Genomic DNA, 25,297 nt, shown 5'->3' with positions numbered 1-25,297 from the left:
ACGGCGCCAACCAGGAGATGGGGCACGCACTTAAACTCACCCTCATCGAGCTTGAACTAGTCCCCCGAATCACAACTACACTGATTGCCCCTTACATCAACACCCGCCCCAGCCCAACCCTTGGCACTGCCGAATTCATCGATTTCACCGGCTCGGGCATCGCTCGCAACGACGACAATACCGCCGCGCGCCAACCCATCCGCATGAACACCCTGTTCGCCCGCGAGCTGATCAACAAGGCCAACATCGCTTTGGAAAACCTGTTGGACTGGGACACACAAAACCTCGAAGAGCCGCCCTTGCAGCCACCGGCAGCGGTCAACCGCATGGACTTCCACGGTGCCAATGGCCTGTACTTCTGGGAGCTGTTTTTGCACTTGCCGTTTCTGGTCAGCCAGCGCTTGAACCTGGAACTGCAATTCGACGAGGCCGAGCAGTGGCTGGGCTTCATCTTCGACCCCGCACGCAAGAAAGCCAGCAACGGCCGCCCGGACTACTGGAACGTGCGGCCACTGATGGACGACCCGGTGGAGATGGATTACGTCAGCCGCAAACCCGATGACCCGGACGGTATCGCCAGCAGTCATCCGGTGCGTTACCGCAAGGCGATTTACCTGCACTACCTGAAAAACCTGCTGGACCGGGGCGATGCGGCCTACCGGCAATTGACCCCCGACAGCCTCGGCGAAGCCAAGCTGTGGTACGTGCGGGTTCTGGATTTGTTGGGGTCGCGCCCGGACATCAAGCTGGTGGATCATTGGCTGCCCATCACCCTGAAAACCCTCAGCGATTCCACCAGCACCGAGCTGCGGGCGTTCGAGCAGCGGCTGATCGGCCAGGACCAATTGCGTGCCGACAGCGCCGAGGCCAACGACGGTCAATCATTTTATGACTTTGCCGAGCCAGCGTTGCACTTGCGCACTTTCAGCCATGACCCGACCCTGATGGATCTGGACAGCGATTACTTGCGCCTGCCCATCAACCAGCATCTGGTGCACACCTGGGATATCGCCGAAGCGCGGCTGGATAACCTGCGCAACAACCGTACCCTGGATGGCAAGCCCTTGATGCTGCCGTTGTTCGCCGCGCCGTTGAACCCACGCGACCTGCTGGCGGCCTACGGCCAGGGTGCAGCGTCCGGCGGTGCCGCGCGGCTGCTGGCCCAGGACGTGCCGCATTATCGTTTTAGCGTCATGCACAACCGCGCCAGCAGTGCCGTGGAGACCCTGATCCAGTTCGGCAACACGCTGCTGTCGTTGATCGAGCGCAAGGAGCAGGCGCAGCTCCACGAGCTGCAAGGCCAGCAAGCCTGGGAGTTCGCGCAGTTTGCCGTTGAACTGCAGCGTCAGGCGCAAGTGATCGACATCGAACAGCGCAAGGCCCTGGAGGCAAGCAAGGCGGTGGTGCAGGGGCGCCTGGACTTTTACACCCGGTTGGCGGATGAAGTGGTGAACGTTGGTGAAGTCGTTGCCGCAGGACTGCATTTGGCGGGGCGTATCGCGGAAGGAGTAGGCTCCGCCGCTAATGCCGTTGCCGGTGGCCTGATGCTCCCACCCAATGCGGCCGGGGGCGTCGGCGGTGGCATTGCGGGTATGTCCAACGGTGCTGTTGCCGGAACATCGTCTGGCGGCTGGAGGCTGGAGGGCGTACCGAGGACTGTCGCGGCGGTTGCTTTCGGCCTGGCCTCTCTGAGCCACGGCGCTGCCGAGGCGACGGACCGCGCCGAGCACTTTCGTCGCCGTCACCAGGAATGGATGCAGGCTCGTGACCAGGCCTCGCTTGAAATAGCCCAGATCGATGCGCAGTTGAAGGTGCTGGAAGAACAAGCTCGCGCCACCGCTGTGCAATTGAATCAGGCGCACGCCGCTCAGGTTCAGGCGTTGGCCAGTTATGAATTCCTGCGTACACGCTTCAGCAACGCGCAGCTCTATCAGTGGCTCAACGGCCAGTTTGCGACCTTCTATTACCAGGCCTATGACGCCACGTTGGCGCTGTGCCTGGCCGCCGAAGCCTGTTGGCAATTCGAAATCGCCGACTACACCAGCCGCTTCATCCAGGCCGGTGCCTGGAAGGACAGCTACCGTGGCCTGGGGGCGGGTGAGTCATTGAAGTTACAGCTATTGAAAATGGAGTCGGCTTACTTCAGCCGCAATGAACGACTGCTGGAAATCACCAGGACCGTGTCCCTGCGTCAGCTCAAGGACATTACCCCGGATTCAGAGATGAACCAGGACTGGCCCACCATTAAGCTTCGTTTGATGGCAGAGGGGGAAGTGGCATTCGAACTGACCAGGGCGATGTACGAAAGTGATTACCCGACACACACCCTGCGGCGGATCAAACGCATCAGTGTGTCCTTGCCGGTGATCCTGGGCCCGTATGAAGACATTCGCGCCACCCTCACACAAACCTACAACGCCGTACAGATCGGCGACAGCCTCAAGGAAAACCTGCGGGCCAGTCAGCAAGTGGTGCTGTCCGGCGGTGTGGCGGATGACGGGTTGTTTGTCTTTGATTTCAACGATGAGCGTTACTTGCCCTTCGAGGGCACTGGTGCGATTTCCCGCTGGCTATTGCACTTCCCCAATCACACTCAGCAACTGGCAAAGCTGGAAAGCCTGACCGACATCATTGTTCAGGTCCAGTACACGGCCAAGGCGTGAACCGGGTGATGGCGATGAAGAAAGCGCAATGTGGGGGCCAGTCAGTGAACAACCCATCGATTCATTGGCAAACACCGCTGTTGACTGTCCGCGACCCTCGCGCAATGACGGTGCGCGGGGTGCAGTTCTGGCGCGACACGCCAGGCTTGCCAGCGCAGGCACGGGTCAACCGCACGGCTCATGATTGGGCGGGACGCGCGATTGCGCAGTGGGACCCGCGGCTGTTTCCGGACGCTTCGGCACCGGCCAATCTGCAAACGCTGCATGCTCTGTCCGGCGCGGTGTTGAGTACGGACAGCGTCGATGCCGGGTGGCGTGTGGCGCTGTTGGGCGAGGCGGGGCAATCGGTTCATGCCTGGGATAGTCGGGGTTCGCAGCGCTGGATGCGGTATGACACTCAGTTGCGCCCGGTATCGGTGTTCGAGCAGGCGGTGGACGGTGATGCGATTTGCACGGAGCGCTTGAATTACGGCGGGAGCGATCAGACTTCTGCCGAGCGCAACCAATGCGGGCAATTGATTCGCCACGATGATCCGGCGGGCACGCAGTTATTTAGCGAGTTTGGATTGCACGGCGCAGGGCTGGAGCAGGCGCGGCATTTTCTGAAAGCATTGTCGCTGCCGGACTGGCCCGAGCCGGTAGCGGATCGCGAGTTGATGCTGGAGGTGGGTGAGGGGGCCATCACCCGGTCGCACTTCAATGCATTGGGCGAGGTCTCCCAGCAAACCGATGCCAAGGGTCACCGTCAGTTGTTCAGCCAGACCCTTGACGGCCAGTTGCGCGAGGTTCGCCTGCAACTCAACGGTACATCCACGCCAAAAAACCTGGTCAGCGCCATCGGCTACAACGCCCACGGCCAGACCGAACGGGAAGTCGCCGGCAATGGTGTGATCACCACGCTGGAATACGACGCGCAGAATGGCCGCCTGACCCGCCTCCAGGCCCAACGCGGCACCGCAGCCCTGCAAGACCTGCACTATGAATACGACCCGGTGGGTAATGTGCTGAGCATCGAGGATGCCGCGTTGCCGATTCGCTACTTCGCCAACCAGCGGATCGAACCGGTCAGCCGTTACCGCTACGACAGCCTGGGCCAGTTGATTGAAGCCACGGGTTGGGAGGCAGGTACCGTCAATAAAGGTCCGCTGTTTTCACCCTTCGACGACCCCGCGCCCCGGGCGAATTACCGCCAGACCTATCACTACGATGCGGGTGGCAATCTGCTGGAGCTGACCCACGACGGTCCGCAAAGCCATGGCCATCGGCTGGTCGCCGCAGTGCACAGCAACCGTTGCCTGCCAGTGCTGGAAGGCGTTGAGCCGGACGAAGAGGACTTCCTCCGAGGTTTCGACGGCAACGGCAATCTGCTCAGTCTACAACCGGGGCAAACCCTGGGTTGGGACCTGCGCAACCAGTTACGCGAAGTACGGCCGGTGGTGCGCGACTCCGGCCTCGACGACCGCGAGCGTTATGTCTACGGTGCCGACGGCATGCGCGTGCGCAAAGTCCGCGAAACCCAATCCAATGTGCGGACGCTGCTTGCTGAAACCCGCTATCTGCCGAACCTGGAGCTGTGTAACCACGGCGGCACGGGTGAAGTGTTGCAGGTGATCAGCGTCCAGGCCGGGCGCAGCAGCGTACGGGTGTTGCATTGGGAGACTGAGCTGCCCAAAGGCATCGGCAATGATCAATACCGCTACCACCTGAATGATCATCTGGGCTCCTGCACCCTGGAACTCGATGAGGATGGTGAAGTGATCAGCCAGGAGCGTTATCACCCGTATGGCACCACCGCATGGTTTGCCGGCCGCGGGGAGGTGGAGGCAAGTTACAAAACCGTGCGTTATTCGGGGAAAGAGCGGGATGCGACGGGGCTTTATTACTATGGGTTCAGGTATTACGTGGTGAGGTGGCAGCGCTGGTTGAGTCCGGATCCGGCGGGGGAGATTGATGGGCTAAATCTCTATCGGATGGTAGGGGGTAACCCGGTGATACTCATTGATGAAAGTGGGTTGATGATGAAAGCATCAAACCAGCTTGCAGGTAATAACAGTGGATATACTCAGGAGGTAGCGTTCAAGTCTGACAGTGCTAGGGTGTCTCGTGAAGGTTTGACGGGATCTTCAAGTTCAAATAACTCTCGGCAACTCACTCCCAAGAATGAGCTTGTAATAAATATTGTTGAGAGACTGGTTGATATAGTGGTGGCTGGGAGAGGGGGAATGAGGGTGTTGCAAGGGGAGCAGTTTGATCAGGTTATGATTAAGTTGTCGGCGTTTTATATTGATATAGAAGCTGGCGGAAAACTTTCAGCCGGTAAAGACATTCTAAAGAAGTCAAAAGGTTTTAATCGTCCTCCACGAGATATTGTGAACCAGTCCAGAGAAAAAAATGATTTGTTCTCATTTCTTACTCCGTATGTAAGTAGAGAGTTGAACTCTGAGAATTACTGCCTTCAAAATGTAACATCTGACTTGCAACGGTGGACGGAGCAAATTTTAGATAAACAAAAAAAACGTCTTCCGGATGGGGCGAGAGATCAATTTTTATCCCGTATGAGGAATGCTGCTGATCCTGAAATAACCAGTGCTGCGTTTGCGGAAAATCCTATCTCTCGTCCACCAGAAAGTCAGGAGGAAGCGCTTCAGTATATATATTTTATGGCTGGCCAATATGAAGGTGAAAGTGAGTGGGCGGATTATGCGCGAGATATGTATGTGGAAGAGTATCCCCACATTAAGCAGGTTTCATACCAAAGGGCGTTAGCGGTTTATAAGAAAAATAAAGCACTTGGTGTGTATAAGTGATCTGAAGTCAAATGCCTGGTTGATAGTTTCTAATTGTTGATCTTTTGGAGTTAAAAGTTCCGCTCAACCCACTGCGGATAGGGGAGTGCAGTGGGTTGGACGGAGTCTTTTGTTTTGCTGGAGCTTACTGCGCGATAGTCTTCACCGAAACCCCACGCTCAACCGGCGTCGACCGCCCGTAGATATCTTCAAACCGCTCGATATCGTCCTCCCCCAGATAACTCCCCGATTGCACCTCGATGATCTCCAACGGAATCTTCCCCGGGTTACGCAGGCGATGCACCGAAGCAATCGGAATATAGGTCGACTGGTTCTCGGTCAGCAGGAACACGTTCTCGTCGCAGGTCACTTCGGCGGTGCCGCTGACCACGATCCAGTGTTCGGCGCGGTGGTGGTGCATCTGCAGCGACAGGCAAGCGCCCGGTTTGACCGAGATGTGCTTGACCTGGAAGCGGCCGCCCATGTCCACCGAGTCGTAGGAGCCCCACGGACGGTAGACCTCGCAGTGGTTCTGGGTTTCGCTGCGGCCCAGTTCGTTGAGGGTGTTGACCATCTGTTTCACGCCTTGGACCTTGTCCTTGTGGGCGATCATCATGGCGTCCTTGGTTTCGACCACGACGATGTTTTCAAGGCCGATCACCGACACCAGTTTGCCGTTGCCGTGGATCATGCAGTTGCGGCTGTCCTGGATCACCACGTCACCTTTGCTGACGTTGCCGTTGGCGTCTTTCGCATTCACTTCCCACAGCGACGCCCAGCAGCCGACATCACTCCAGCCGGCGGTCAGCGGCACGACGCAGGCGCGTTGGGTTTTTTCCATTACCGAGTAGTCGATGGAGTTGTCCGGGCAGCAGGCGAAGGTGGCTTCGTCGAGGGTGATGGTGTCGGCATCCTGCTTGCTGCGTTCCAGGGTCAGCAGGCAGGTGTCGTAGATGTCCGGATCGTGTTTTTTCAGCTCTTCCAGGAAGCGGCTGGCACGGAACAGGAACATGCCGCTGTTCCAGAAGTAACCACCGGACTGGACGAACTCGGTGGCGCGTTTCACATCCGGTTTTTCGACGAAGTGCGAGACGCGGCTGACGCCTTCAGGCAGCAGCGAGTCGTTGGTCGACTTGATGTAGCCATAACCGGTTTCCGGCTTGGTGGCCGGCACGCCGAACAGCACCATTTCGCCGTTTTCGGCGGCGACGGTGGCCAGGGCCAGGGCGCGTTGCAGGGCTTTCTGGTCTTCCAGCACGTGGTCGGCCGGCAGCACCAGCATCAGCTCGTCGCGACCTTCATTGACCAGCATCATCGCGGTCAGGGCCACGGCCGGCGCGGTGTTGCGACCGAACGGTTCCATCAGGATGCGCTGGGTTTCCAGTTTGCGCGCGGCCAACTGCTCGTTGACGATGAAGCGGTGGTCCTTGTTGCAGACCACGATCGGCGTGTCCATGCCTTCGAACACCAGGCGTTCCAGGGTTTGCTGGAACAGGGTGTGTTCGCCGGTCAGGGCCAGGAACTGCTTGGGGAATTGCTTACGGGAAAGCGGCCAAAGACGTGAGCCGCTACCACCTGACAAGATCACCGGAATCATGTTGTTACTCCTTGAATATCGATTGGTTAGAGCTACCGCGTTTGTGTCGTTTCACTCTTGTTTTTATTCCGTGTCCGGATTGACGCCTCGGTCCCTTGTAGGAGCGAGCTCGCTCGCGATGTACGTCAACGAAAACGCGGGCTGTCTGGATAGGCGCGTTGCCCTTGCGTTTTTCGCGAGCAAGCTCGCTCCTACAGGGGACATGGGTCAGTCCGGAAAATTGATTAGCGCGTCGACACCGGGCGTTTCACCCAGACCGGCGACAGGCTGCTGCCGTTGCCGGTGACGTACAGCACCGCGGCTTCACCGCGTTCCAGGGCGACCGGTTTCACGTCGCCGACTTTGGTTGCGCCGTCATAGAGCGCCAGGCTGACTTTCACCGGGTTGATTTCACGCTCGCCACGACCCTTGGGCGCAACGTTCGGGACCACGTCGGTCTTGCCATCGGCGGTCTTCAGGGTCAGCGCCTTGTCGCTGAGGTTCTGTACGCGTACCAGGGATTTCTGCTTGTTCTTGAACGGCGGCTCCTCGATCAGTTGCGGTGCGCCGCTGGCGTTGTTGACCAGGGTGTAATAGTGGTCGCCGGCCAGTTTCACCGGCAGGGACTGGCTGCCGACCTTGGCGCTGTAGTCACCGCCCGGCATGAAGCTGAAGTCACTGCTGGACAGTGGCGCGACATCACTCAGGTTGGTGCTGCCGACGGTGGCGCTGACTTCGGCGTTGCTGGCGTTGTAGATGCGCACGAAGGTCGAGCCTTTCGGTGCGGTCGGGCCGTAGAGTGCTGCGTCGCCACCGGCGAAGGCCTGAATCGACAGCACACTGAGGCCGGCAACCAGGGCAAAGCTTTTAGCGAGACGGCGAGGAGTAGTAGTGAAAGTCATGGTGTACCTCTCTTTCAGTTTTGCGCCCGGTCGGGCGTCTCGGATTTGTTGTTGATGGCTACGTTTTGTTGGCGCGCGCCGGCTTGTTTAAGCTCTGCGACCCACTGCGGGTCGGCGTCGCCGATTTCGTAGTTCACGGGCAGATATCGTTCAGGAAACTCCCAGATCAGCACCTGTGGCGGGCTGTTCTTGAAGGCATCGCTTTTGAGGTAGCTGAGCATCGGCAGAATCGGGCCGTGGCCGTCTTCGGCGTAATTGACCACGTCGCTGTGCAGGGCTTGCTTGAGCGCACCGACGAAGTTCCAGGTGGGGTTGGCGCTGTAGCTGGTGCCGATCAGGGCCACCGGCACTTCGGTGTTGGCGAACAGGGCATCGTCACCGGCCGACTGGTCATCCGCTGCCACGGTGTTGCGCTTTTGCAGCGACTCTGGTGCCGGCATCAGGTTTTCGAACAACGGGTCGAGCGGCAGGAACAGCCGCAGGTCGCCCTTGTGGGTGATTTTCTCTGCAGGTTCGGTGACGAAACGCTGTGGCTCGCCGCTCAGCGGGTACTTGTCGGCGATGGTTTGAGCCAGGCGGTTGGCGGCGATCTCGGCGCCTTCCGGGGTCCAGTGGGTGTCGGTGCGCAGGAACACTTGCTGGCCATTCTGTTTGGCCTGTTGCAGCGGGCCGAGCAGGTCAGGGGCGGGAATCCGGTCGGCGGCCAGGCGCTGGTGGAAGTCCTTGTAGAGGTTGGCGTGGATGCTCGCCGGTTTCACTTCACCGAGGTGTTCCGGGTACAGGCGCGCCTTGGCTGGCACCACGGCCATCACCAGTTGCACGCCTTTTTCCTTCAAGGTCTGGCGCACGCCTTCGACCAGCGCGTAGTTGCCTTGCAGGTTCAGTTCTTCGTTGACTACCGGGTGGAATTCTTCGTCGCTGTACAACCACTGGTCGCGACCGAGCACCACGCCCGGACGACCTTCGTTGAACAGTTTGAAATCCAGCGCGGCCCAAAGGTTGGTGCCCAGGCGCTTGATCGGGAATTCGTCGTCGTAGTGCGTTTCCACGGCTTTGGTCCAGCGACCGTTGAGCACCGTTGCATCGGCGTTGGTACTGAAGCCGAAGAAGCTGCGCACCGACCACAGACCGAGCACCAGCAAGGTCACCAGGAACAGCGCGATGTAGAAGACGCGTAATGAGCGGGTCATGGTCAGATCCCTCAGAACTGGAAGTAAAGGAACGGCGAGAAACTTTGCGCCGAGAGTTTGAGAATCGAGGCGATGAACAGCAGCAGCACCAGCGCACGCATCACGTAGCGCGACCAGTCAGCGGTCCAGTAGGCCGGTTGCACCTGGGCTTCGACGCCGACGGTGTAGCCAGGCTGATGGATGCTCGCCGGGTTATCCCCAGGCACGGCCTTGATCGTTCCCGCTGTAGCGGCGGCCGGGCCGTCGGCGTCGACGTTCACGGCAGGCTTGGTCTTGACCGGTGGCTGATTGGTGTAGAAGTCGCGCAGGCCGAAGAACGCCAAAGTCACGTAAGCCACGATCAGCGTTGCCACTTGCAGACCGGTGAGGCTGGCCTGGTTGAGTTCCGACAGCGACCAGTCACCGAAGCTGAACATCGCGCCATACATGCGCCCGGCGACGTGCAGGTTTTCCGCACGGAAGATCACCCAGCCCATCACCACCAGCAGGAAGGTCAGTGCCCAGCGGATCGGGTTGAAAGTGCGCGGCGAGGTGTTCAGGCCAATGGCTTTTTCAATCGCCAGCCAGGTGCCGTGCCAGGCGCCCCAGACGATGTAGGTGATGTTCGCGCCGTGCCACAGACCACCAAGGAGCATGGTCAGGAACAGATTGCGATATGTCATCAGGGTGCCTTTGCGGTTTCCGCCCAGCGTGATGTACAGGTAGTCACGCAGCCAGGTCGACAGGCTGATGTGCCAGCGCCGCCAGAACTCGGTGATCGACTGGCTGACATATGGCTGCTTGAAGTTTTCCATGAAGCGGAAACCCATCATCAGGCCCAGGCCGATGGCCATGTCGCTGTAACCGGAGAAGTCGAAATACAACTGCGCGGTGTACGCCAGCGCGCCGAGCCAGGCATCGCCCGTGGTCGGGTTTTGCAGGGCGAAGCAGTGGTCGGCCACGACGGCCAGGGTGTCGGCGATGAAGACTTTCTTGATGAAACCCTGCATGAACCGCGTGCAACCCTCGGAGAATTTGTCGAGGGTGTGGGTGCGGTTGTTGAACTGGTCGGCCAGGTCGCGAAAACGCAACACGGGGCCGGCGATCAAGTGCGGGAAGATCGCCACGAACGCCGCAAAGTCGATCAGGTTGCGGGTCGCCGGGGTGTCGCCACGGTAGACGTCGATGATGTAGCTGATGGACTCGAAGATGTAGAACGAGATCCCGATCGGCAGCAGCACGTGGGTCAGGATGAAAGGTTCCAGGCCCACCGAGGTCATCATTGCGTTGATGCTGTCGACGCCGAAGTTGGCGTACTTGAAGTAGCCGAGGATGCACAGGTCGACGGCCACGCCGAGCAGCAGCCAGCGCTGCGCCGGTTTGGTCCTGACCCCGGCGGCACCGACTTTCAGGCCGATCCAGTAGTTCCACAGCGTGACGCCGGCAAACAGCGCGAGGAAGTCCACACGCCACCAGGCGTAGAACACGTAGCTGGCAATCAGCAGCAGCAAATTGCGATAGCGTTGCCCGCTCAGGTAGTACAAGCCGAGAAAGATCGGCAAGAACAAAAACAGGAACACGTTGGACGAGAAAACCATCCCGATCTCTCCTTGTTTGAACCAACAGTCAAGGGCCAACGGCCCCCCCAAACCCCCCATGAAAAAACCGGGGGGCAACACATAAAACTCAAACCTGACACTGACCCTGTGGGAGCGGGCTTGCTCGCGAAAGCGGTGGATCAGTCGACATCAATGGTGAATGTCAGACCGCATTCGCGAGCAAGCCCGCTCCCACAGGGGATCTGTGTTTGTCTTAAGAGCCTTTACCTTTTTCATTGGCCGGGTCGTAGACCTTGGTCAGGTCACCGCCAAGGCGGAAGGTCTTGAACGGCTGCATCTGGTGTTTCTTCGCCAGCACTTCGGGCGAGCAGGTGTAGAGCGAGCAGAACGGTTCGAGCCAGGCGAATTTCATGTCCTCTTTCAGGTCGGTCATGTCCTGTTCCTTGCCGTTCTTCTTCTCGAACTGGTCCGGATCCTTCACCCCGGACAGCACCCGGTCACCCAGGCGTTTGTGCGCGCCATTGTTTTCCTGGCGCAGATCCACACCGTTGACCTGGGCGAAACTGGCGATCATTGCCAGCGGCGGCAGGGCGTAGTTGAGGTAAGCCAGGGCCCGCTGCTGACGCTTGAGTTCGTTGGGCAGGTAGCCGTCGGCGTCGATCTGGTTGGCGCCGACCTTGTATTCCTTCACCGCCCAGTCGAACAGGTCGCGACGGTTGGTGGCGACGGAGGTGGCCATCACCGACCACGCCGCCCAGTACGAGTGGTTGTTGGTCATGTCGAGCGGCAGGTTGTCCCAATCGCTGACCACCTGATCGGCCATCCTGCTGAACCAGGCTTCGATCAACTGTGCTTGCTGTTGATGGGTGGCCAGCGGGTGGGAGTCGGAAAACTTCAGGCGGATATAGGCCGAAGCCATGCTGCCCAATGCCCATTTGCGCATCGACTTGCCGGTGTGGTTGAAGTCCTTGGACATCAGCGCGTCGGCCTGGGCCCAGGCGGTCAACCAGTCGAGTGTGCATTCCAGCTGTTCCGGGCGACCGTCACGCATGAACTGCATCACGCGCTTGCTGGTGCCGCGCTCGATCTTGGTGATGTCGGCGGTGCTCTCGCGGAAGGCTTTTTCCGACTGCACGTTCAGGGTCGCGCGGGCCTTGTCCGAACCTTCGTACTTGCTGCGAAATTGCAACGAGCCGGTGTACGGCGTCGGCATCGCATCGCAGCCTTCGCTTTTGTCGCCCGTCTTGAATTTATCCACAGGCGCAAAATAGCCCTGGGGTGGACGCAGTGGCGCAGCCGCTTGCGTGGCCCCGGCGAACATCGCCAGGCTCAGGAGCGTCGGTGCCAACAGTGTTGAAATTTTCGGATAGCGCATGGCAGACCTCATTGCCCGACCGAAGCAGTACGCTGCTCGGCGCCCGGGAATACGTTGCGTTTGCAGATTTTCGCTTCGACTTTCTGAGGCGCGGTACCGGCTTCGGGGCCCTGGACTTCAACGGCCAGCAGGTTCTGCGAGGCCCAGTCTTCATCCGTGCGCAACTCGAAAGCGAAACGCCCGTCAGTCTCGGAGGTTTCCGGTTTGTCGATCTTGATGTCCTCGTGGCGACCGTTCATGTACCAGAGGGTGGCTTGCAGGGTTTTCACCGACGTATCGGCGAAGCGGATGTCGACCTGGTGGCTGCTGTTGCGCAGGTCCATATTCTTGCTGTTGACCATCAACTCGTTTTTGCCCGGCTTGAGCGTGGCGCTGCCGGACATCTGCGCATCCTTGCCTTCGCAACCGTTGTCCAGCAGCGCCATCATCTGGCGGTAGATGGTTTCCTGATCGAGGCGGTACAACGGCGAGAATTCCCAGATGAGAATCTTCGGCGGGTTTTTCTGGAATTCGTCGCTGCCCAGGTACTGCAGCATCGAACCTTCCAGGCCGCCGCCGGGGAACGCCACGTTGAGGATGTCGGCACCGATGGCCTCTTCGAGGAACCCGGCGAAGTTGTAGTTCTTGCCGCTGTGGGAGGTGCCCACGAGGGTGATTTGCGGGTTGCCGGAGTCGCCGAACAGATCGCCATCACCCGCTTCGCCCTTCGGCTCGGTGGTGAACTGATCCATGTACTGGATCGCGTAGCTGGTGCCACAGAGTTGACCGGCCATGTTGTGCAGGGTTCCGGTCTTGCCCATGCGACCCGACTTGTGGGTCTCGAATTCGCGCTTGGGAATGTCGGCGAATTCAGGCAACTGCTTGACCTTCTCGGCGACGATCTTCGCCGTGCGCTGGGCACCGTACGGCGTCCAGTGCTGGTCGCCACGAAAGTAGAAATCGTGGGCGGGCAGGGTGTCGGGCAATGACTCGTTGGTCAGCGGCGAAAGGTCCGGGACGACATAGCCCATCTGCGCGAAACGACCGAGCATGGTCTTGTAGTTCTGCAGCGCCTTGTCGAAGTTGAAGCTGGCTTTCTCCGCCGGGTTGAGCTTGTTGCGGTTCACCAGGCCACGGGTCGGCTGGTACACGATGACCAGTTCCACGCCTTTGCTCTTGAACGCATCGTGCAGTTGTTTCATGCGTTTGTAGCCGGCGGGCGTGGTGTCGAATTCGGTGCGCAGGTCTTCCTGGGTCCGGAACAACCAGTCGCCCTGGGCCTGTACCAGCGTGGTGAAGTTCTGCTGATAACGGGTGGTGTAGTTCTTCGCATCGTGGGCGGCCGGGCACAGGCTGCAGCACGGTTCTGCGGTGAAGCTCGGTGCTTTGACCTCATCGGCGCGAACACCGCCGCTGGCTGCGAGAATGCCGGCGGTCAGGGCCGACAGGCTGAGTAGTTTGATCAAGTGTGGGTGCATAAGATTATCCTCAGTCCCGCATTTCGGTCTGGCGTTCGACAGGGTCGATCAGCACGGCTTTCTGCTGGCGCACCAGCAGGTCGAGAATTTCATCCTGGCGCTCGCCAAGGATGCCGGTGAAGCTGATGCCGCTGGATTTGGCCGGCGCGAGCATCGACACGCGATACAACTCGACACTCAGCGGCGAGTCGATGGACAGCGGCCCGCTGCCGTTGGCCGCCAGCTCACCGCCGACCACGATCAGCGACACCTGGGCGTCGAACGGGTCGAGCTTGATGTCACGGTCGGTGTTGCTCAGGTCCTTGATGTGCCCGTAGACGCCGGTCAGGCCGTTGGCCATGGCGACGTTTTCGTACAGGCGAATGTTCACGCTGTTACGAATGCGGATGCCGTGGCGCTTGTTGCTCAGCACGCGGTTGCCCCACAGCAGGTTGTCGGCACTCTCGTAGAGGGTGATGCCGTCGGTGTGGTTCTGGTAGATCTCGTTGTGGGCGATCAGGTTGTTCACGCTGTTACGGTCGATCACCAGCCCCGAGAGGTGGTTGTCGTAGCTGCGATTGTTGAAGATGAAACTGTCGTTGACCTCACGGGAAATAATGATCCCGTGCTTCTTCTTGGTCCCGAACACCGTGTTGTCGGCGATGATCAGCCCGTGGGAACGGTCATGCGGGTCGATGCCGTAGACGATGTTGTCTTTGTAGGTGTTGCCCTTGACCACGAAGTCGCGGGTTTCATAGCAGTAGAAGCCGTACCACATGTCCGAGAATTCGGAGCCGACGATCCAGCCGGTCGGTTCAGGACGCTTGAGCACCTTGGCCATGTTCGGCGTGTACTGGGAAATACTCACGCCATAGGACTTACTGTTGGCGTAGCCGAAACTGGCGATCTTGCTGTTGGCGATGTAAGTCTCGGTGCCACCCCAGGCCAGGAGGAACGGACGGAATTCCTTCGGCGAGTTGAACGTCGCCGGGCCGTTGTCCTTCTCGCGCCAGCCGGTGATTTTGGTGTCACGCACGAACAGCTGACCGTCGTTGACCAGGAACGAACCAGCCTCCTGGGACAGGCGCAGTTCCTGGGTCTGCTTGTCGATTTCCAGGATGCCGTGGCGACCGACCACGATCGGCAACTTCGCCAGGTAAACCCCAGGCGCCGTTTCGATGACGTATTTGGGTTGCTTCTTCGCCAGGTCCTTGAGGTTCATGTAGCCGTCGTCGACGAAGATCGCCTGCGGGATACCGTGCTGACGCACCACCCACTCGGCCATCTTGTTGTCGCCGCCGATGAAGTCCTTCAGGGCGTCTTCCTGCATCATCCGGCGCACGCTGATTTTTCCGGCCTTGCTGCGCACGATTTTCGCGGCGACGGCTTCGGCGGTGTAGCCCGAGACATCCGGCAGTTTCGGCGTGGCCAGTTCCAGCGGCGCAGTCGGTGCGCTGCTGATGGTGTAGGTCTTGGCCTGTTGCAGTTCCTTGGCGATGGTGGCCGCACGTGCCGGTTTAGCGGGTGCCGCCGGCTCCACGTTGGCCGGCTCTACATTGGCGAAGGCGGCCGAGCTTGCCAGCAGCATCGCGCCGGCCAACAAGGTGAGCGAACCTCGCTTCGAATTGTTCATGTCGGGCACTCCCTTCGCGGTTTGCATCAGAAGCGCCAGATCACGTCGATGAACGCGCGGTGCATGTACGAATCGACTTCTTTGCCATAGGCATCGCCCGGCTTGAACACACCGCCACGGAAGCGCACCAGAGCCGAAGGCTCATCGATGGACTGGCTCAGCGCAGCCGGCAACAGACCCTGCTTGAAGTACTTGGTGACCACCAGGTCCATCTCCTGACCGAGGTCTTTTTCGCCATCGTTCAGCGGCAGGGACGTGGTGGAAAGAATTGCGCCGGTGGCGTCGTCGGTGTTGTTTTCGACCGCGTTGATGCCATTGCTGCCGATCGGCTTGTTGCCGTCGACGCGCCAGAATTTGTGGTAGATCAGGCTGGCGTCGTATTCGTCGTTGAGCATCCACGAGCCGAACAAAGTCGCGGTCTGCATGTTTTGCATTTCGCCACGGAAGGCTTCGCCGAAACGGTGAACCCGCGAGCGGGTGCCGGTGTAGTTCGAGAGGTTGCTTTCCAGGCCGTTCTGTTCGTACTCGGCGCTGGCGCGGGCATAGGCGGCACCGACTTGCCATTGCGGATCGAGGCGCAGGCGCACGCCGATTTCGGTGGCCCAGCCGTTGAGGTTTTCACCGCGCTTGGCTTCGGCCGGCGACGTACCATCGGCGTTCAGCGGGTTGACCTTGTCGATGTCACCGCTCATTCCGGTGATGCTGCCCCAGTAGTTGACCGTGTTGGTGTTGCGCCAGTTATAGGCGTCACTGTCAGCGGTCAGGCCGATCCAACTGATGTCGCCGTTCTGTTTCTTGTCCAGCGAATCGGCCGGTACACCTGGCTGCGGGTAGTCGAGCTTGCCGTTGTCATGGGTGTGATGACCGCGAATGCCGACCCAGTTGCCGGGCGTCCACTGATAGGCGGCATCGGCGTAGGCGTGCAGGCGATCCTTGTCCTTGGGCGACAGTTCGGTCAGGTCGGTACGGTACTCACTGAAGCGTTCGGCGATACCGACGTTGGCCCGCAGCAAGGTGGTGTCGAAGGTCCAGTTCAGGGCTTCGATGTTGGTGTCGCGCCATTGACCGTCGTCGTTGCGCAGGCGCTGGCGACCGAACTTGAGGATCTCGCCGGGGTAGGGCGTGAAGCCGCTGTAGCCGACCCAGAACTCACGCATGGCCAGGTAGTTTTTCTTGGCCTTGCGATCACCGTTGTTGGTGGTCTGGGCACCATCGGATTGTTGCAGGGTGTCGGTCTCGATGATGTCGGTGGACGTCACCGCCTGACCCATGGCGTAGGCACTCCACGCGCCGCTTTCGCCATAGACCCACGGGCGCAGGTCGAGGCCGACGCCATTGACGTCGCCACCAGGAGCGGTACCCAGATCACTGTCGTCTTCGGACTGACCGGTGATTTTCACTTCGAGGCCAAAGTTCTTGGTTTCAGTCATCGCAGCCAGCGTCGGGCAAGACCAGATCAGCGCGAATGTCAGGCCGATACCGGCCTTCATGAATGGATTCAACTTCATAGGGATTCCTCGCCGCCTTCGTCTTGCAGGGCGTTCAGTTCCGGCGTGTTCCGGCTCAGGGCACCGCGCACGGCCTGTTCTTGTTTCAACAGGCGTTGGGCCTCGGCCAGCCGGTCAGGCGGCAGTTGCGTTTGGATTGTTTGCGCAAGCTCGGTGGCTTGCGGAGTGTTCTGGGTCAGGGCCAGTTGGCTGAAGACATAGGCGTTGAGCGGATCAGGCTTGGTGCCCTTGCCTTGGGAAAACAGTTGGGCGATGGCGAAGTCGGCGCTGTTCTGGCCGTTGCGCGCAGCGGTCAACAGATGGTCGAGCGCTTTCTGCGGATAGACCTTGCCCAGGTAGCCACGGCGATAGATCTGGCCGAGGTAGTAATCGGCGGCGACTTCGCGGCCGACGGCTTTCTGGAAGTGCGCTTCGGCGACCTTGGCATCAGCCGGCACCAGTTTGCCTTCGTAGTAGAGCTTGCCCAGCAACAGTTCGGCGCGGGGCTGGTCGGCGGCGCGGCCGTTGTCCAGGTACTTCATCATCTGGTCGACGTCACCCAGTTCGGGGAAGTCGTAGAGCAGTTGCGCGAGGGAGACCCACGAGGCCGGGTAGCCCGGCGCGATCGGCTCGAGCAGCGACTGGGCGGTTTTCTCGTCGGTCTTGCCCAGGGTCGAATCGGCGAGCACGCGGGCGACGCTGTCGACGCGCTGCGCCGAAACGGTGCCGCGAGCGTGAGCCGCTTGCATCTGTTTGATCAGCTCGGCCTGTTGCTCAGGCTTGCCTTGTTTCTGATAGACCGTGGCCAGCTCGACGTAGCAGATGTCATTGGTGTTGAGCGCGGCCTTGCAGATTTTTTCCACATCATCCAGATGCTGGTCATAGGTGCCCTGGGTGCGATAGAGCAGCACTTGCGCCAGACCGGCTTGCGGTTTGTTTTCGGCACGCCATTGGCTGATTTGCTGCTGTGCATTCACGTTGGGAAAGCTGTGCGGGTATTGCAGGTACAGCATTGCCAGCGGGATCAGCGTGTTGCCTTCGCCCGCGGCGGCGGCTTTTTTCAACAGGGTTTCGGCTTCGTGCTGCTCGGCTTCGGTGGAGCCGGGCTTGGCCACCAGCAGACGACCGAGGCGTGCCTGGGCGCGCGGCGAAACGCTGGCCGCGGCGCGGTAAGTCGCCTCGGCCTGTTTCACCTGCGCCGGGTCACGGCTGTCGACCTGGATGTCGGCCAGACCGACCTGGGCTTCGCTGTAGCCCAGGTCGGCCAGTTGCCGGTAATTTTGCGCCGCGGTGACGGTATCACCGCGTTTGAGCGCTTCATTGGCCAGGCGCTGGTCGGGGAGGCCGGCGCAACCGGCAAGGCTCACCGCCAATGCAACGGCACACAGAGAACCCATGTGGGAGCGGGCTTGCTCGCGAAAGCGGTGTGTCAGTCGGCACTGATGTTGAATGTCAGAACGCATTCGCGAGCAAGCCCGCTCCCACAGGGGCTGCGGTGTGTTCAGGATAGGTGGAGTAGTCACAGGCATGTCCTCGGCTTAAAGACCAACAGCCATGGCTTTGTCGATCAGCCAGTTCAGGTTCGGGCCACGGTCGCTGTTCACTTCCACCGGCCGACCGGCCAGGGAGCTGTCCAGGGTTTCGTCCGGCTGGATCAGCACGCGGATGTCGGAGGACAGGTCGGCGCTTTTCAGGCTGGTGCTGCTGACGATCTTGCCGGTGCGGGTGTGGTCTTCGCCGGCGATCTGGAAGCGCACCGAAGTACCCGGGCGCACGTCGCTGAACTGGCGATAGGAGAAACGCGCTTCTACGTTGGCTTCGCTGTTGCGCGGCACCAGTTGGAAGATCACGTCGCCCTTGCTGGCGTACTGGCCGTTGGCAACCATTTGCTGGGCCACGGTGCAGTCGCAAGGCGAGGTCAGCGTGCCGGTCATTTGTTTGCCGAACAGCTCTTCAACCTTGGCCGGTTGCAGTTGGTCTTCGTCCAGATGGCCCTTGAGCACGTCGAGCATGCTGGTGCTGAAGGTCGCCAGCGGTGCGCCTTTGGCGGCCACGCCGTCGGCTTTCACCAGGCTCTGCACGGTACCGTCGCGAGGCATGGTGATGTTCACGCCGGGCACGCTGACCAGGCCGGCCTGGGCATGGCTGACGAAGTACATGCCGTACACCGATTTGAAAACAAAGCCGAACGCGGCCAGGCCAACCACGAAGACCCCCAGGCTGAAGGTCACGGCTTTCATGCGTCCGAACGCGGTCATGCCATGGCCGCCGTCCTTGACCTTGCGCGCCTTGGTGAAGTTGTCGCGCTGCAGGGTCGCCAGCACTTCACCGATGCTGACAATGTCGCCGGCCAGGTGCGAAGTGATCAGGTGACGCAGGGTCGAAATGTCCTGCGGCTCGAGGTTCTGGAACTGGCAGCCGGCGCGTCCGGTCTCGCGATCGAAGGAGCGGACCTGCAACTCGACGTCCATGGCCAGGCCGAGGTTGTCGATAACGAATTGCAGGCGGGCCTTGTACACGTCACCGGTCTTGAGCGGCAGTTGACCGGCATTGAAGGCCAGGCCACCGGCGGAGAGGTCGATCACTCGCGCTTCGACCGGTGTCCGGTCAGGGCCGAAGAAACGCAACTTGGCCGGGATTTTCACGCGGGCGTGTTGGCGCTGGGCTTCGGATTCATGCACTACGTTGGCGTTGACGGCGGTATTCATAAGGACGATTTCCTGGTTAATTCAATAAGGGGGCGGTCAGACCATCAACAGCAGCACGGCGACAAAGATGCTGCCGGCAGAGAAGGTCATGGTCCGAGACGACCAGGTGTTGAACCAACGTTGAAAGCTGGCGAGATCACGGGTCAGGGAAGTGGGCTGGCGAGTCCAGGACTGTTGGTCGAGGCGGAAGAACACGTAGATCTTCACCAGCGCGCCGACGATCTGGTTGTAATAGAGAATCGCCGGGTAGGCCGGGCCGATCCGGTGTCCGGAGCAGGACAGCAGCACGGTCAGGATCAGGCGGGTAATGCCGATCCACAGCAGGTACACGAGGATGAACGCGGTGCCGTACTTGAAGCTGGCGATCAGTGCCACGGTCAGGCCCAACAGCGAGGTCCACATCGACACGCGCTGGTCGAACAGCACCACCGAAGTGAACACGCCGAGGCGTTTGATCCCCAGGCCCAGGGCGCGAGAGTTCTGCCGCAGGTTGTTGCCGTACCAGCGGAACATCAGTTTGCGGCTGGCCTTGATGAAGCTCTTTTCCGGCGGGTGTTCAACGGTGTTGATCGCCGCGTCGGGCACGTAGAACGTGTCGTAGCCCAGGCGCATCAGGCTGAACCAGCTCGACTTGTCGTCACCGGTGAGAAACTTGAAGCGACCCAGGCGCCAGTGTTGCAGCGAGTCGCTTTCCACATCGGCGATGAATTCCGGGTTGGTGACCACGGTGGCGCGGAACACCGACATCCGCCCGGTCATGGTCAGCACGCGCTTGGACAGGGCCATCGAGCACATGTTGATGTGACGCTGGGCGAAACGCAGCTTGTGCCATTCGCTCATGATGTAGCCGCCACGCACTTCGCAGAACTCGTTGGTGGTCAGGCCGCCGACATTGCCGAACAGCTGGAACCACGGCACGGTCTTGCGCACCACGCCTTCGCCGAGCACGGTGTCGCCATCGATCACGGCCACCACGGCACGGTCGTCCGGCAGGTGCCGGGAGATGGCGCGGAAACCGAAGGCCAGGCCATCGCGTTTGCCGGTACCGGGAATGCGCACGAAGTCGAGCTTGACCCGGGACGGCGGGTTCATCCGGTTCCACAGGCTTTTCACCAACAGCTCATCGGACATTTCCACGATGGAGCAGACCACGGTGGTCGGCAGTCCGCAGTCGATGGCTTCGCGGATCACCGAGCTGTAGACCTGCGCAGTGGTCAGGGCGTCGATGCGGAAACTGGTGACCATCAGAAACACGTGGGACGGGTCAGCCGCTTTGCCCAGCTTGCGCACTTTGCGCCGCAGGTGCGGGTAGACGATGTACAGAAAAATCATGCCGCGCACAAAGTGGGTGGCACCCATCGAGTAGCGCCAGATACCCACGGCGCCAATCAGGAAAATGAAGTCCTTCGACTCGGAGTCGAACGTGGACACGGGCAACGCCATGGCGAGGCCCATCAGTAAACTCAGGTAGAACAGCCAACCGGCGGCCTGGAGTAGGCCGTGTTTTAGCCTGTGCATAATCGGAATCCTAAAGTCAGTTGCAAGCCCCAAGCTTCAAGCCCCAAGCGAGGAGCTTTGAACTTGCGGCTTGGAGCTTGAAGCTTGCGGCTGCTTTACCAGCAGATACCTTCGGCGCGGCCAGTGGTGCTGGTGGCCTTGGACATGAAGCCGACCAGGTCGATCACTTGCTTGCCGTGCGGAACGTCCTGCACCAGCGCGCGGAATTTCTCGTCGCGGTTGCCGAGGATGATCACGTCGGAGTTGTTGATGACTGCGTCGAAGTCGGAATTGAGCAAGGACGAAACGTGAGGGATCTTCGACTCGATGTAGTCCTTGTTGGCACCGTGAACGCGGGCGTACTCGACGTTGCTGTCGTAGATGCTCAGGTCATAGCCCTTGCCGATCAGCATTTCCGCCAGGTCGACCAGCGGGCTTTCGCGCAGGTCGTCGGTGCCGGCCTTGAAGCTCAGGCCCAGCAGGGCGACTTTGCGTTTGTCGTGGCTGGAAACGATGTCGAAAGCGTTCTGCACCTGGGATTCGTTGCTGCGCATCAGCGAGTTGAGCAACGGGGCTTCCACGTCCAGGGAACCGGCGCGGTAGGTAAGGGCACGCACGTCTTTCGGCAGGCACGAGCCGCCGAAGGCGAAGCCCGGGCGCATGTAGTACTGGGACAGGTTGAGGGTCTTGTCCTGGCAGACCACGTCCATCACTTCGCGACCGTCGACGCCGACTGCCTTGGCGATGTTGCCGATTTCGTTGGCGAAGGTGACCTTGGTGGCGTGCCACACGTTGCAGGTGTACTTGATCATCTCGGCGACCGCGATGTCCTTGCGGATGATCGGGGCGTCGAGCTCTTCGTACAGCGATTGCAGAACGTCGCCGGACGCTTTGTCGAATTCGCCGATGACGGTCATTGGCGGCTGGTCGTAGTCGGCGATGGCGGTGCTTTCGCGCAGGAACTCAGGGTTCACGGCCACGCCGAAATCAACACCGGCCTTCTTGCCGGAGCAGTCTTCGAGAATCGGGATGACCACGTTGGCCACGGTACCCGGCAGCACGGTGCTGCGCACGACGATGGTGTGGCGGGTGGCTTTGTCACGCAGGACAAAACCGATTTCGCGGCACACCGCCTCGATGTAGTTCAACTCCAGGTCGCCGTTCTTTTTGCTCGGCGTGCCCACGCAGATCATCGACAGGTCGGTGTCGCGAATCGCCTCGGCGAAGTTGGTGGTGCCACGCAGGCGACCGGTCTGGATGCCCTGGGCCAGAAGTTCGCCCAGGCCGGGTTCAACAATCGGCGATTTGCCGGCATTGATCATGTCGATCTTGTCTTTGGCCACATCGACGCCAACGACGTCATGACCCCGTGCAGACAGGCAACCGGCACATACTGCGCCGACGTAACCCAAACCAAAAATGCTGATGCGCATCGCAATTACCTCTGTATTGATCAAGCCATTAAAATGGCCGGAGTTAATGGTGTTCAGCGGTGAAAGTGCACTCGCAAGTGCGCCTTGCAGGCGCAACGATGCCGTGTGCTGGCATATAAGTTACGAGTGTCTAAATAAATGCACTCAAGATGTGCGCAACTAGGCCTTGTTCTTGTGATTTGCCCTGTTATGCAGCCGATCCTCTTTTCAAAAGATCCAGGTGCAAAGGTCATGCACGCTTGATCTCAGGCCGAAAGCCCGTGGATCAAGCGGTCTGGTGCTCGGGTGAGCACGTTTGTAGGGGCGCTGCCTTGGCCTTGTAGGGGATAGTCATATCGCGTTATCTCCTGTCCGCTAGCTGTTGTCCAAATCAGTGATTAGTCGGCTCAAGTTATTATTACAACTTCGCTACACGAATCGCTTATCTGCGTAAGTTATCTCGTACACGCTCGGCGAGAATCGTTACCGGTGGTATGAGCGGTGAGTTTGGACATAGTTCCAGTCCACCTGACGCGAAATCTGAAATTTTTTGAAATATTGAGAAAGATGGCACTGCTCTCAAACTGATAGCACTTGCCGTTTCGCCCTTTATATATAGGCGGATAATTGGGGTGGATAGTTTTTTGCCACTACTGTTAAAAAAAGTCAGTGCCACTACGCAAAAAAATGATTGAAGTCGAGTGAAACTAAAGTTAAGAAACTGAGTGGTGTATTTCTGGCGCCATAAAAATGGCGAAGATGGCGGGAAAGTCTGAAGTGAATCCAGGGTCGGCGCACGAGGGTTGGGGAAGTCGTGCGCCGACTGGATGCATCACTCTGGTGCGTGATCGCGCAGGAACACCAGATTGTCCGGTTTGGAATGTTCGGCGCTGTAGCGATAGCCTTGAACGTCGAATTGCTTGAGGGTCGCCGGATCGTTGATGCGTTCTTCGATGACGAAGCGGCTCATCATGCCGCGGGCCTTTTTCGCGTAGAAGCTGATGATCTTGTACTGGCCGTTCTTCAGGTCCTTGAATTCGGTATTGATGATTCGTGCGTTCAAGGCGTTGCGTTTGACCACCGAGAAGTACTCGTTGGACGCCAGGTTGAGCAGCACGTCATCGCCCTGATCGGCCAGGGCTTCGTTGAGCCATTCGCTGATGCGCGTGCCCCAGAAAGCATACAAGTCCTTGCCCCGGGCGTTGGCCAGTCTGGTACCCATTTCCAGGCGATAGGGTTGCATCAGGTCCAGCGGGCGCAGCAGTCCGTACAGGCCGGACAACATGCGCAAATGCTGCTGGGCATAGTCGAAATCGGCTTCGCTGAAGGTTTGCGCATCGAGCCCGGTGTAGACGTCGCCCTTGAAGGCCAGCAGCGCCTGCTTGGCGTTTTCCGGGGTGAACGCGGGCGTCCAGCTGCCGAAACGCGCGGCGTTGAGCCCGCCGATCTTGTCGGAAACGTGCATCAATTCGCTGATCTGCGCCGGGGACAGCTCGCGCAATTGCAGGATCAACTCCTGGGAATGGTCGAGGTACTGCGGCTGGGTGAAGCGCTGGGTCGCCGGCGGTGTTTCATAGTCGAGGGTCTTGGCGGGTGAAATCACCATCAGCATGAAGTCGTCTCCTTTAATCGTGGCGGCGATTCTAGGGGGTTGCCGGCGTTGACTCCAGCTATCGCGTCCATAGGTGATGATCGGCGGTCTTGCACAAAACCCTGTGGGAGCGGGCTTGCTCGCGAAAGCGGTGTATCAGTCGACATTTTCGGTGAATGTCATACCGCATTCGCGAGCAAGCCCGCTCCCACAATGGTTTGTTGTTGCTGCGGGAGTTGTATCTGGATCAGCTATAGTGCCGCGCGGGTTTTGTTATGGAGACATCCCATTGCGTATCGCTTTTCTCATCTCGGTCTGGCTACTGAGCTTCGGCGCCATCGCGGCGCCGGGCGATGTGGCGACGCTCGATCGCAGCACCTGGCCGGAAAAACTCGGCAACCCGACGCTGTTCGACGTGGCGTCGAGGGCCGAGATCCTCATGTTTTCCAGTGTTCTGTTGGCCAGCGAATCGCTGGATGAAGTCGCCCTGGCCCAGCGCCTGGGCCTGCGCACGATCAATCTGGAGTCGGTCAACCGGGTTCGCCAGCGCATGTGGCAACGGCTGCTGACCAACTACAACTACGCCCAACAGAGTTGCGACCAGGATGCCTCTTTCTGTTTTCTGGTCGAGGACATGCCTACCCTGCGCGAACAGGCCACCAAGTTCCAGGTCAGCGCAGACAGCTACTACATCAAGTGGGCCGAGCCGAGCCGTGTGTTTCACACCCAGTACCTGGACGAACAGTTGCGCAAGGCTGCGCTGTTCCCGCAAACCAGCAGCGAAGTCGATCGTTTTGGCGACTATGAGCGCACCGGCGACGAGATGCATGACCGGCTGTTTCTTCTGACCTTCGACAGCGCCGCCAACGCCGCGCCGGACAATACGGCCTGGGTCACCGAGTACCTGCGCAAGTCGAATATGAACGGGACGTTCTTCGTCCTCGGCAAGGACATTCAGGCCCGTTTGGCAGAGCATTCGGTGAGTAACCTGCAAGCAACCTACTCGACCCAATGCATCGGCGTGCAAGGCTGGGAGTTCCGTTCCCACAGCCACTGGCAGGACTGGCAGGACTCAGTGCGCCGCAGCGCCGAACTGGTCAAGAGCAAATTGCCGGAGAGCTACGTGCCACTGTTTCGGCCGCCCGATGGTCAGCGCCGTTCCGATGCCGAAGGCTTCTTCAAGGCTCAGGGTTTGCAAGTAGCCCTATGGGACATCGACGCCCAGGACGGCGCCGGCAGACTCAAGGGCAACCAGAGTGCGCAACGGGTGCTGACCCTGATGCTGCTGTGGCGGCATGGGGTGATCAATTTCAATGCGAAGCAGGATGGAGTGAAAACGGCGTTGCCGTGGCTGGTCACGCAAACGGCGCCTGTCGGGATCGGCTGGGAAGATTGCCAGGATGCGTTTCGCTGAAAGCGGCGAAAGCCCGTAAACATTGGGTTTATGGCGATTTTGGAAGGGGATTCGTTGCAGGGGACTTCCGACTTTAAACGGGTGATGGC

Annotated in this window: 16 protein-coding genes; 3 read left to right on the top strand and 13 right to left on the bottom strand. The window is 59.7% G+C overall.

From position 1 onward, the window contains the following. Nucleotides 1-17 precede the first annotated feature (17 nt). Together RS887_RS06355 and RS887_RS06350 are read left to right on the top strand one after the other, a co-directional pair. Nucleotides 18-2,663, top strand: a complete 2,646-nt coding sequence (locus tag RS887_RS06355) for a hypothetical protein (protein WP_322614784.1) — start codon at nucleotides 18-20, stop codon at nucleotides 2,661-2,663. A 14-nt stretch (nucleotides 2,664-2,677) separates the two neighbouring features. After that, nucleotides 2,678-5,470, top strand: coding sequence for an RHS repeat-associated core domain-containing protein (locus tag RS887_RS06350; RefSeq protein WP_322614783.1), 2,793 nt, complete (start codon nucleotides 2,678-2,680; stop codon nucleotides 5,468-5,470). A gap of 124 nt (nucleotides 5,471-5,594) precedes the next feature. On the opposite strand, the gene RS887_RS06345 is transcribed toward RS887_RS06350, so the two are convergent. From RS887_RS06345 to yaaA, 13 genes are all read right to left on the bottom strand, one after another. Further along, nucleotides 5,595-7,046: a mannose-1-phosphate guanylyltransferase/mannose-6-phosphate isomerase gene (locus RS887_RS06345; RefSeq protein ID WP_322614782.1), complete on the bottom strand. Its 1,452-nt coding sequence runs from the start codon at nucleotides 7,044-7,046 to the stop codon at nucleotides 5,595-5,597. Nucleotides 7,047-7,270: 224 nt separating this feature from the next. Then, nucleotides 7,271-7,927 (bottom strand): alginate O-acetyltransferase AlgF, encoded by a 657-nt coding sequence (locus RS887_RS06340; protein ID WP_322614781.1) that lies wholly within the window; start codon nucleotides 7,925-7,927, stop codon nucleotides 7,271-7,273. Nucleotides 7,928-7,941: 14 nt separating this feature from the next. After that, complete coding sequence (locus RS887_RS06335; protein ID WP_322614780.1) at nucleotides 7,942-9,117, bottom strand: alginate O-acetyltransferase; 1,176 nt, start codon at nucleotides 9,115-9,117, stop codon at nucleotides 7,942-7,944. Between the two features lie 11 nt (nucleotides 9,118-9,128). Then, nucleotides 9,129-10,694, bottom strand: coding sequence for an MBOAT family protein (locus RS887_RS06330; protein WP_322614779.1), 1,566 nt, complete (start codon nucleotides 10,692-10,694; stop codon nucleotides 9,129-9,131). Between the two features lie 214 nt (nucleotides 10,695-10,908). Beyond that, a complete protein-coding gene (locus tag RS887_RS06325; RefSeq protein ID WP_322614778.1) occupies nucleotides 10,909-12,030 on the bottom strand; it encodes a mannuronate-specific alginate lyase in 1,122 nt (373 codons plus the stop codon). A gap of 8 nt (nucleotides 12,031-12,038) precedes the next feature. Then, entirely contained in the window at nucleotides 12,039-13,487 is a 1,449-nt protein-coding gene (locus RS887_RS06320) for an alginate O-acetyltransferase (protein ID WP_322614777.1), read from the bottom strand. A 10-nt stretch (nucleotides 13,488-13,497) separates the two neighbouring features. Continuing rightward, nucleotides 13,498-15,099 carry a mannuronan 5-epimerase AlgG gene (algG, locus tag RS887_RS06315; RefSeq protein WP_322614776.1) on the bottom strand — a complete coding sequence of 534 codons (1,602 nt, stop codon included), beginning with the start codon at nucleotides 15,097-15,099 and terminating at the stop codon, nucleotides 13,498-13,500. Nucleotides 15,100-15,125: 26 nt separating this feature from the next. After that, nucleotides 15,126-16,607, bottom strand: coding sequence for an alginate export family protein (locus RS887_RS06310; protein WP_322614775.1), 1,482 nt, complete (start codon nucleotides 16,605-16,607; stop codon nucleotides 15,126-15,128). Then, entirely contained in the window at nucleotides 16,604-18,115 is a 1,512-nt protein-coding gene (gene algK / locus RS887_RS06305; protein WP_322614774.1) for an alginate biosynthesis TPR repeat lipoprotein AlgK, read from the bottom strand. Before algK ends, RS887_RS06310 begins: the two co-directional genes overlap by 4 nt. A gap of 9 nt (nucleotides 18,116-18,124) precedes the next feature. Then, a complete protein-coding gene (locus RS887_RS06300) occupies nucleotides 18,125-19,294 on the bottom strand; it encodes an alginate biosynthesis protein Alg44 (RefSeq protein WP_322614773.1) in 1,170 nt (389 codons plus the stop codon). A gap of 36 nt (nucleotides 19,295-19,330) precedes the next feature. Then, on the bottom strand, nucleotides 19,331-20,812 hold the full coding sequence (gene alg8, locus RS887_RS06295; protein ID WP_416339938.1) for a mannuronan synthase: 1,482 nt from the start codon (nucleotides 20,810-20,812) through the stop codon (nucleotides 19,331-19,333). 95 nt (nucleotides 20,813-20,907) lie between these two features. Further along, on the bottom strand, nucleotides 20,908-22,224 hold the full coding sequence (locus tag RS887_RS06290; RefSeq protein ID WP_322614772.1) for a nucleotide sugar dehydrogenase: 1,317 nt from the start codon (nucleotides 22,222-22,224) through the stop codon (nucleotides 20,908-20,910). A gap of 811 nt (nucleotides 22,225-23,035) precedes the next feature. Beyond that, nucleotides 23,036-23,815: a peroxide stress protein YaaA gene (gene yaaA / locus RS887_RS06285; RefSeq protein ID WP_322614771.1), complete on the bottom strand. Its 780-nt coding sequence runs from the start codon at nucleotides 23,813-23,815 to the stop codon at nucleotides 23,036-23,038. 268 nt (nucleotides 23,816-24,083) lie between these two features. Between yaaA and RS887_RS06280 the strand changes: the two genes are divergently transcribed. Next, on the top strand, nucleotides 24,084-25,208 hold the full coding sequence (locus RS887_RS06280) for a polysaccharide deacetylase family protein (RefSeq protein ID WP_322614770.1): 1,125 nt from the start codon (nucleotides 24,084-24,086) through the stop codon (nucleotides 25,206-25,208). Nucleotides 25,209-25,297: the final 89 nt, after the last annotated feature.

Source organism: Pseudomonas sp. BIC9C, from assembly GCF_034541995.1.
Taxonomy (GTDB): Bacteria; Pseudomonadota; Gammaproteobacteria; order Pseudomonadales; family Pseudomonadaceae; genus Aquipseudomonas; species Aquipseudomonas fluorescens_CC.
The sequence above is the reverse complement of the archived record's forward strand: the minus strand, read 5'-3'. Positions and strand labels throughout refer to the sequence as shown.

Bases quoted from the DNA above. Each gene is read 5' to 3' on its own strand.
- alg8 (WP_416339938.1), bottom strand. From the start codon at position 20,812: ATGCACAGGCTAAAACACGGCCTACTCCAGGCCGCCGGTTGGCTGTTC.
- RS887_RS06290 (WP_322614772.1), bottom strand. From the start codon at position 22,224: ATGCGCATCAGCATTTTTGGTTTGGGTTACGTCGGCGCAGTATGTGCC.
- algG (WP_322614776.1), bottom strand. From the start codon at position 15,099: ATGAACAATTCGAAGCGAGGTTCGCTCACCTTGTTGGCCGGCGCGATG.
- RS887_RS06335 (WP_322614780.1), bottom strand. From the start codon at position 9,117: ATGACCCGCTCATTACGCGTCTTCTACATCGCGCTGTTCCTGGTGACC.
- RS887_RS06340 (WP_322614781.1), bottom strand. From the start codon at position 7,927: ATGACTTTCACTACTACTCCTCGCCGTCTCGCTAAAAGCTTTGCCCTG.
- RS887_RS06310 (WP_322614775.1), bottom strand. From the start codon at position 16,607: ATGAAGTTGAATCCATTCATGAAGGCCGGTATCGGCCTGACATTCGCG.
- RS887_RS06345 (WP_322614782.1), bottom strand. From the start codon at position 7,046: ATGATTCCGGTGATCTTGTCAGGTGGTAGCGGCTCACGTCTTTGGCCG.
- RS887_RS06325 (WP_322614778.1), bottom strand. From the start codon at position 12,030: ATGCGCTATCCGAAAATTTCAACACTGTTGGCACCGACGCTCCTGAGC.
- RS887_RS06320 (WP_322614777.1), bottom strand. From the start codon at position 13,487: ATGCACCCACACTTGATCAAACTACTCAGCCTGTCGGCCCTGACCGCC.
- RS887_RS06350 (WP_322614783.1), top strand. From the start codon at position 2,678: ATGAAGAAAGCGCAATGTGGGGGCCAGTCAGTGAACAACCCATCGATT.
- algK (WP_322614774.1), bottom strand. From the start codon at position 18,115: ATGCCTGTGACTACTCCACCTATCCTGAACACACCGCAGCCCCTGTGG.
- RS887_RS06355 (WP_322614784.1), top strand. From the start codon at position 18: ATGGGGCACGCACTTAAACTCACCCTCATCGAGCTTGAACTAGTCCCC.
- RS887_RS06330 (WP_322614779.1), bottom strand. From the start codon at position 10,694: ATGGTTTTCTCGTCCAACGTGTTCCTGTTTTTGTTCTTGCCGATCTTT.
- RS887_RS06300 (WP_322614773.1), bottom strand. From the start codon at position 19,294: ATGAATACCGCCGTCAACGCCAACGTAGTGCATGAATCCGAAGCCCAG.
- yaaA (WP_322614771.1), bottom strand. From the start codon at position 23,815: ATGCTGATGGTGATTTCACCCGCCAAGACCCTCGACTATGAAACACCG.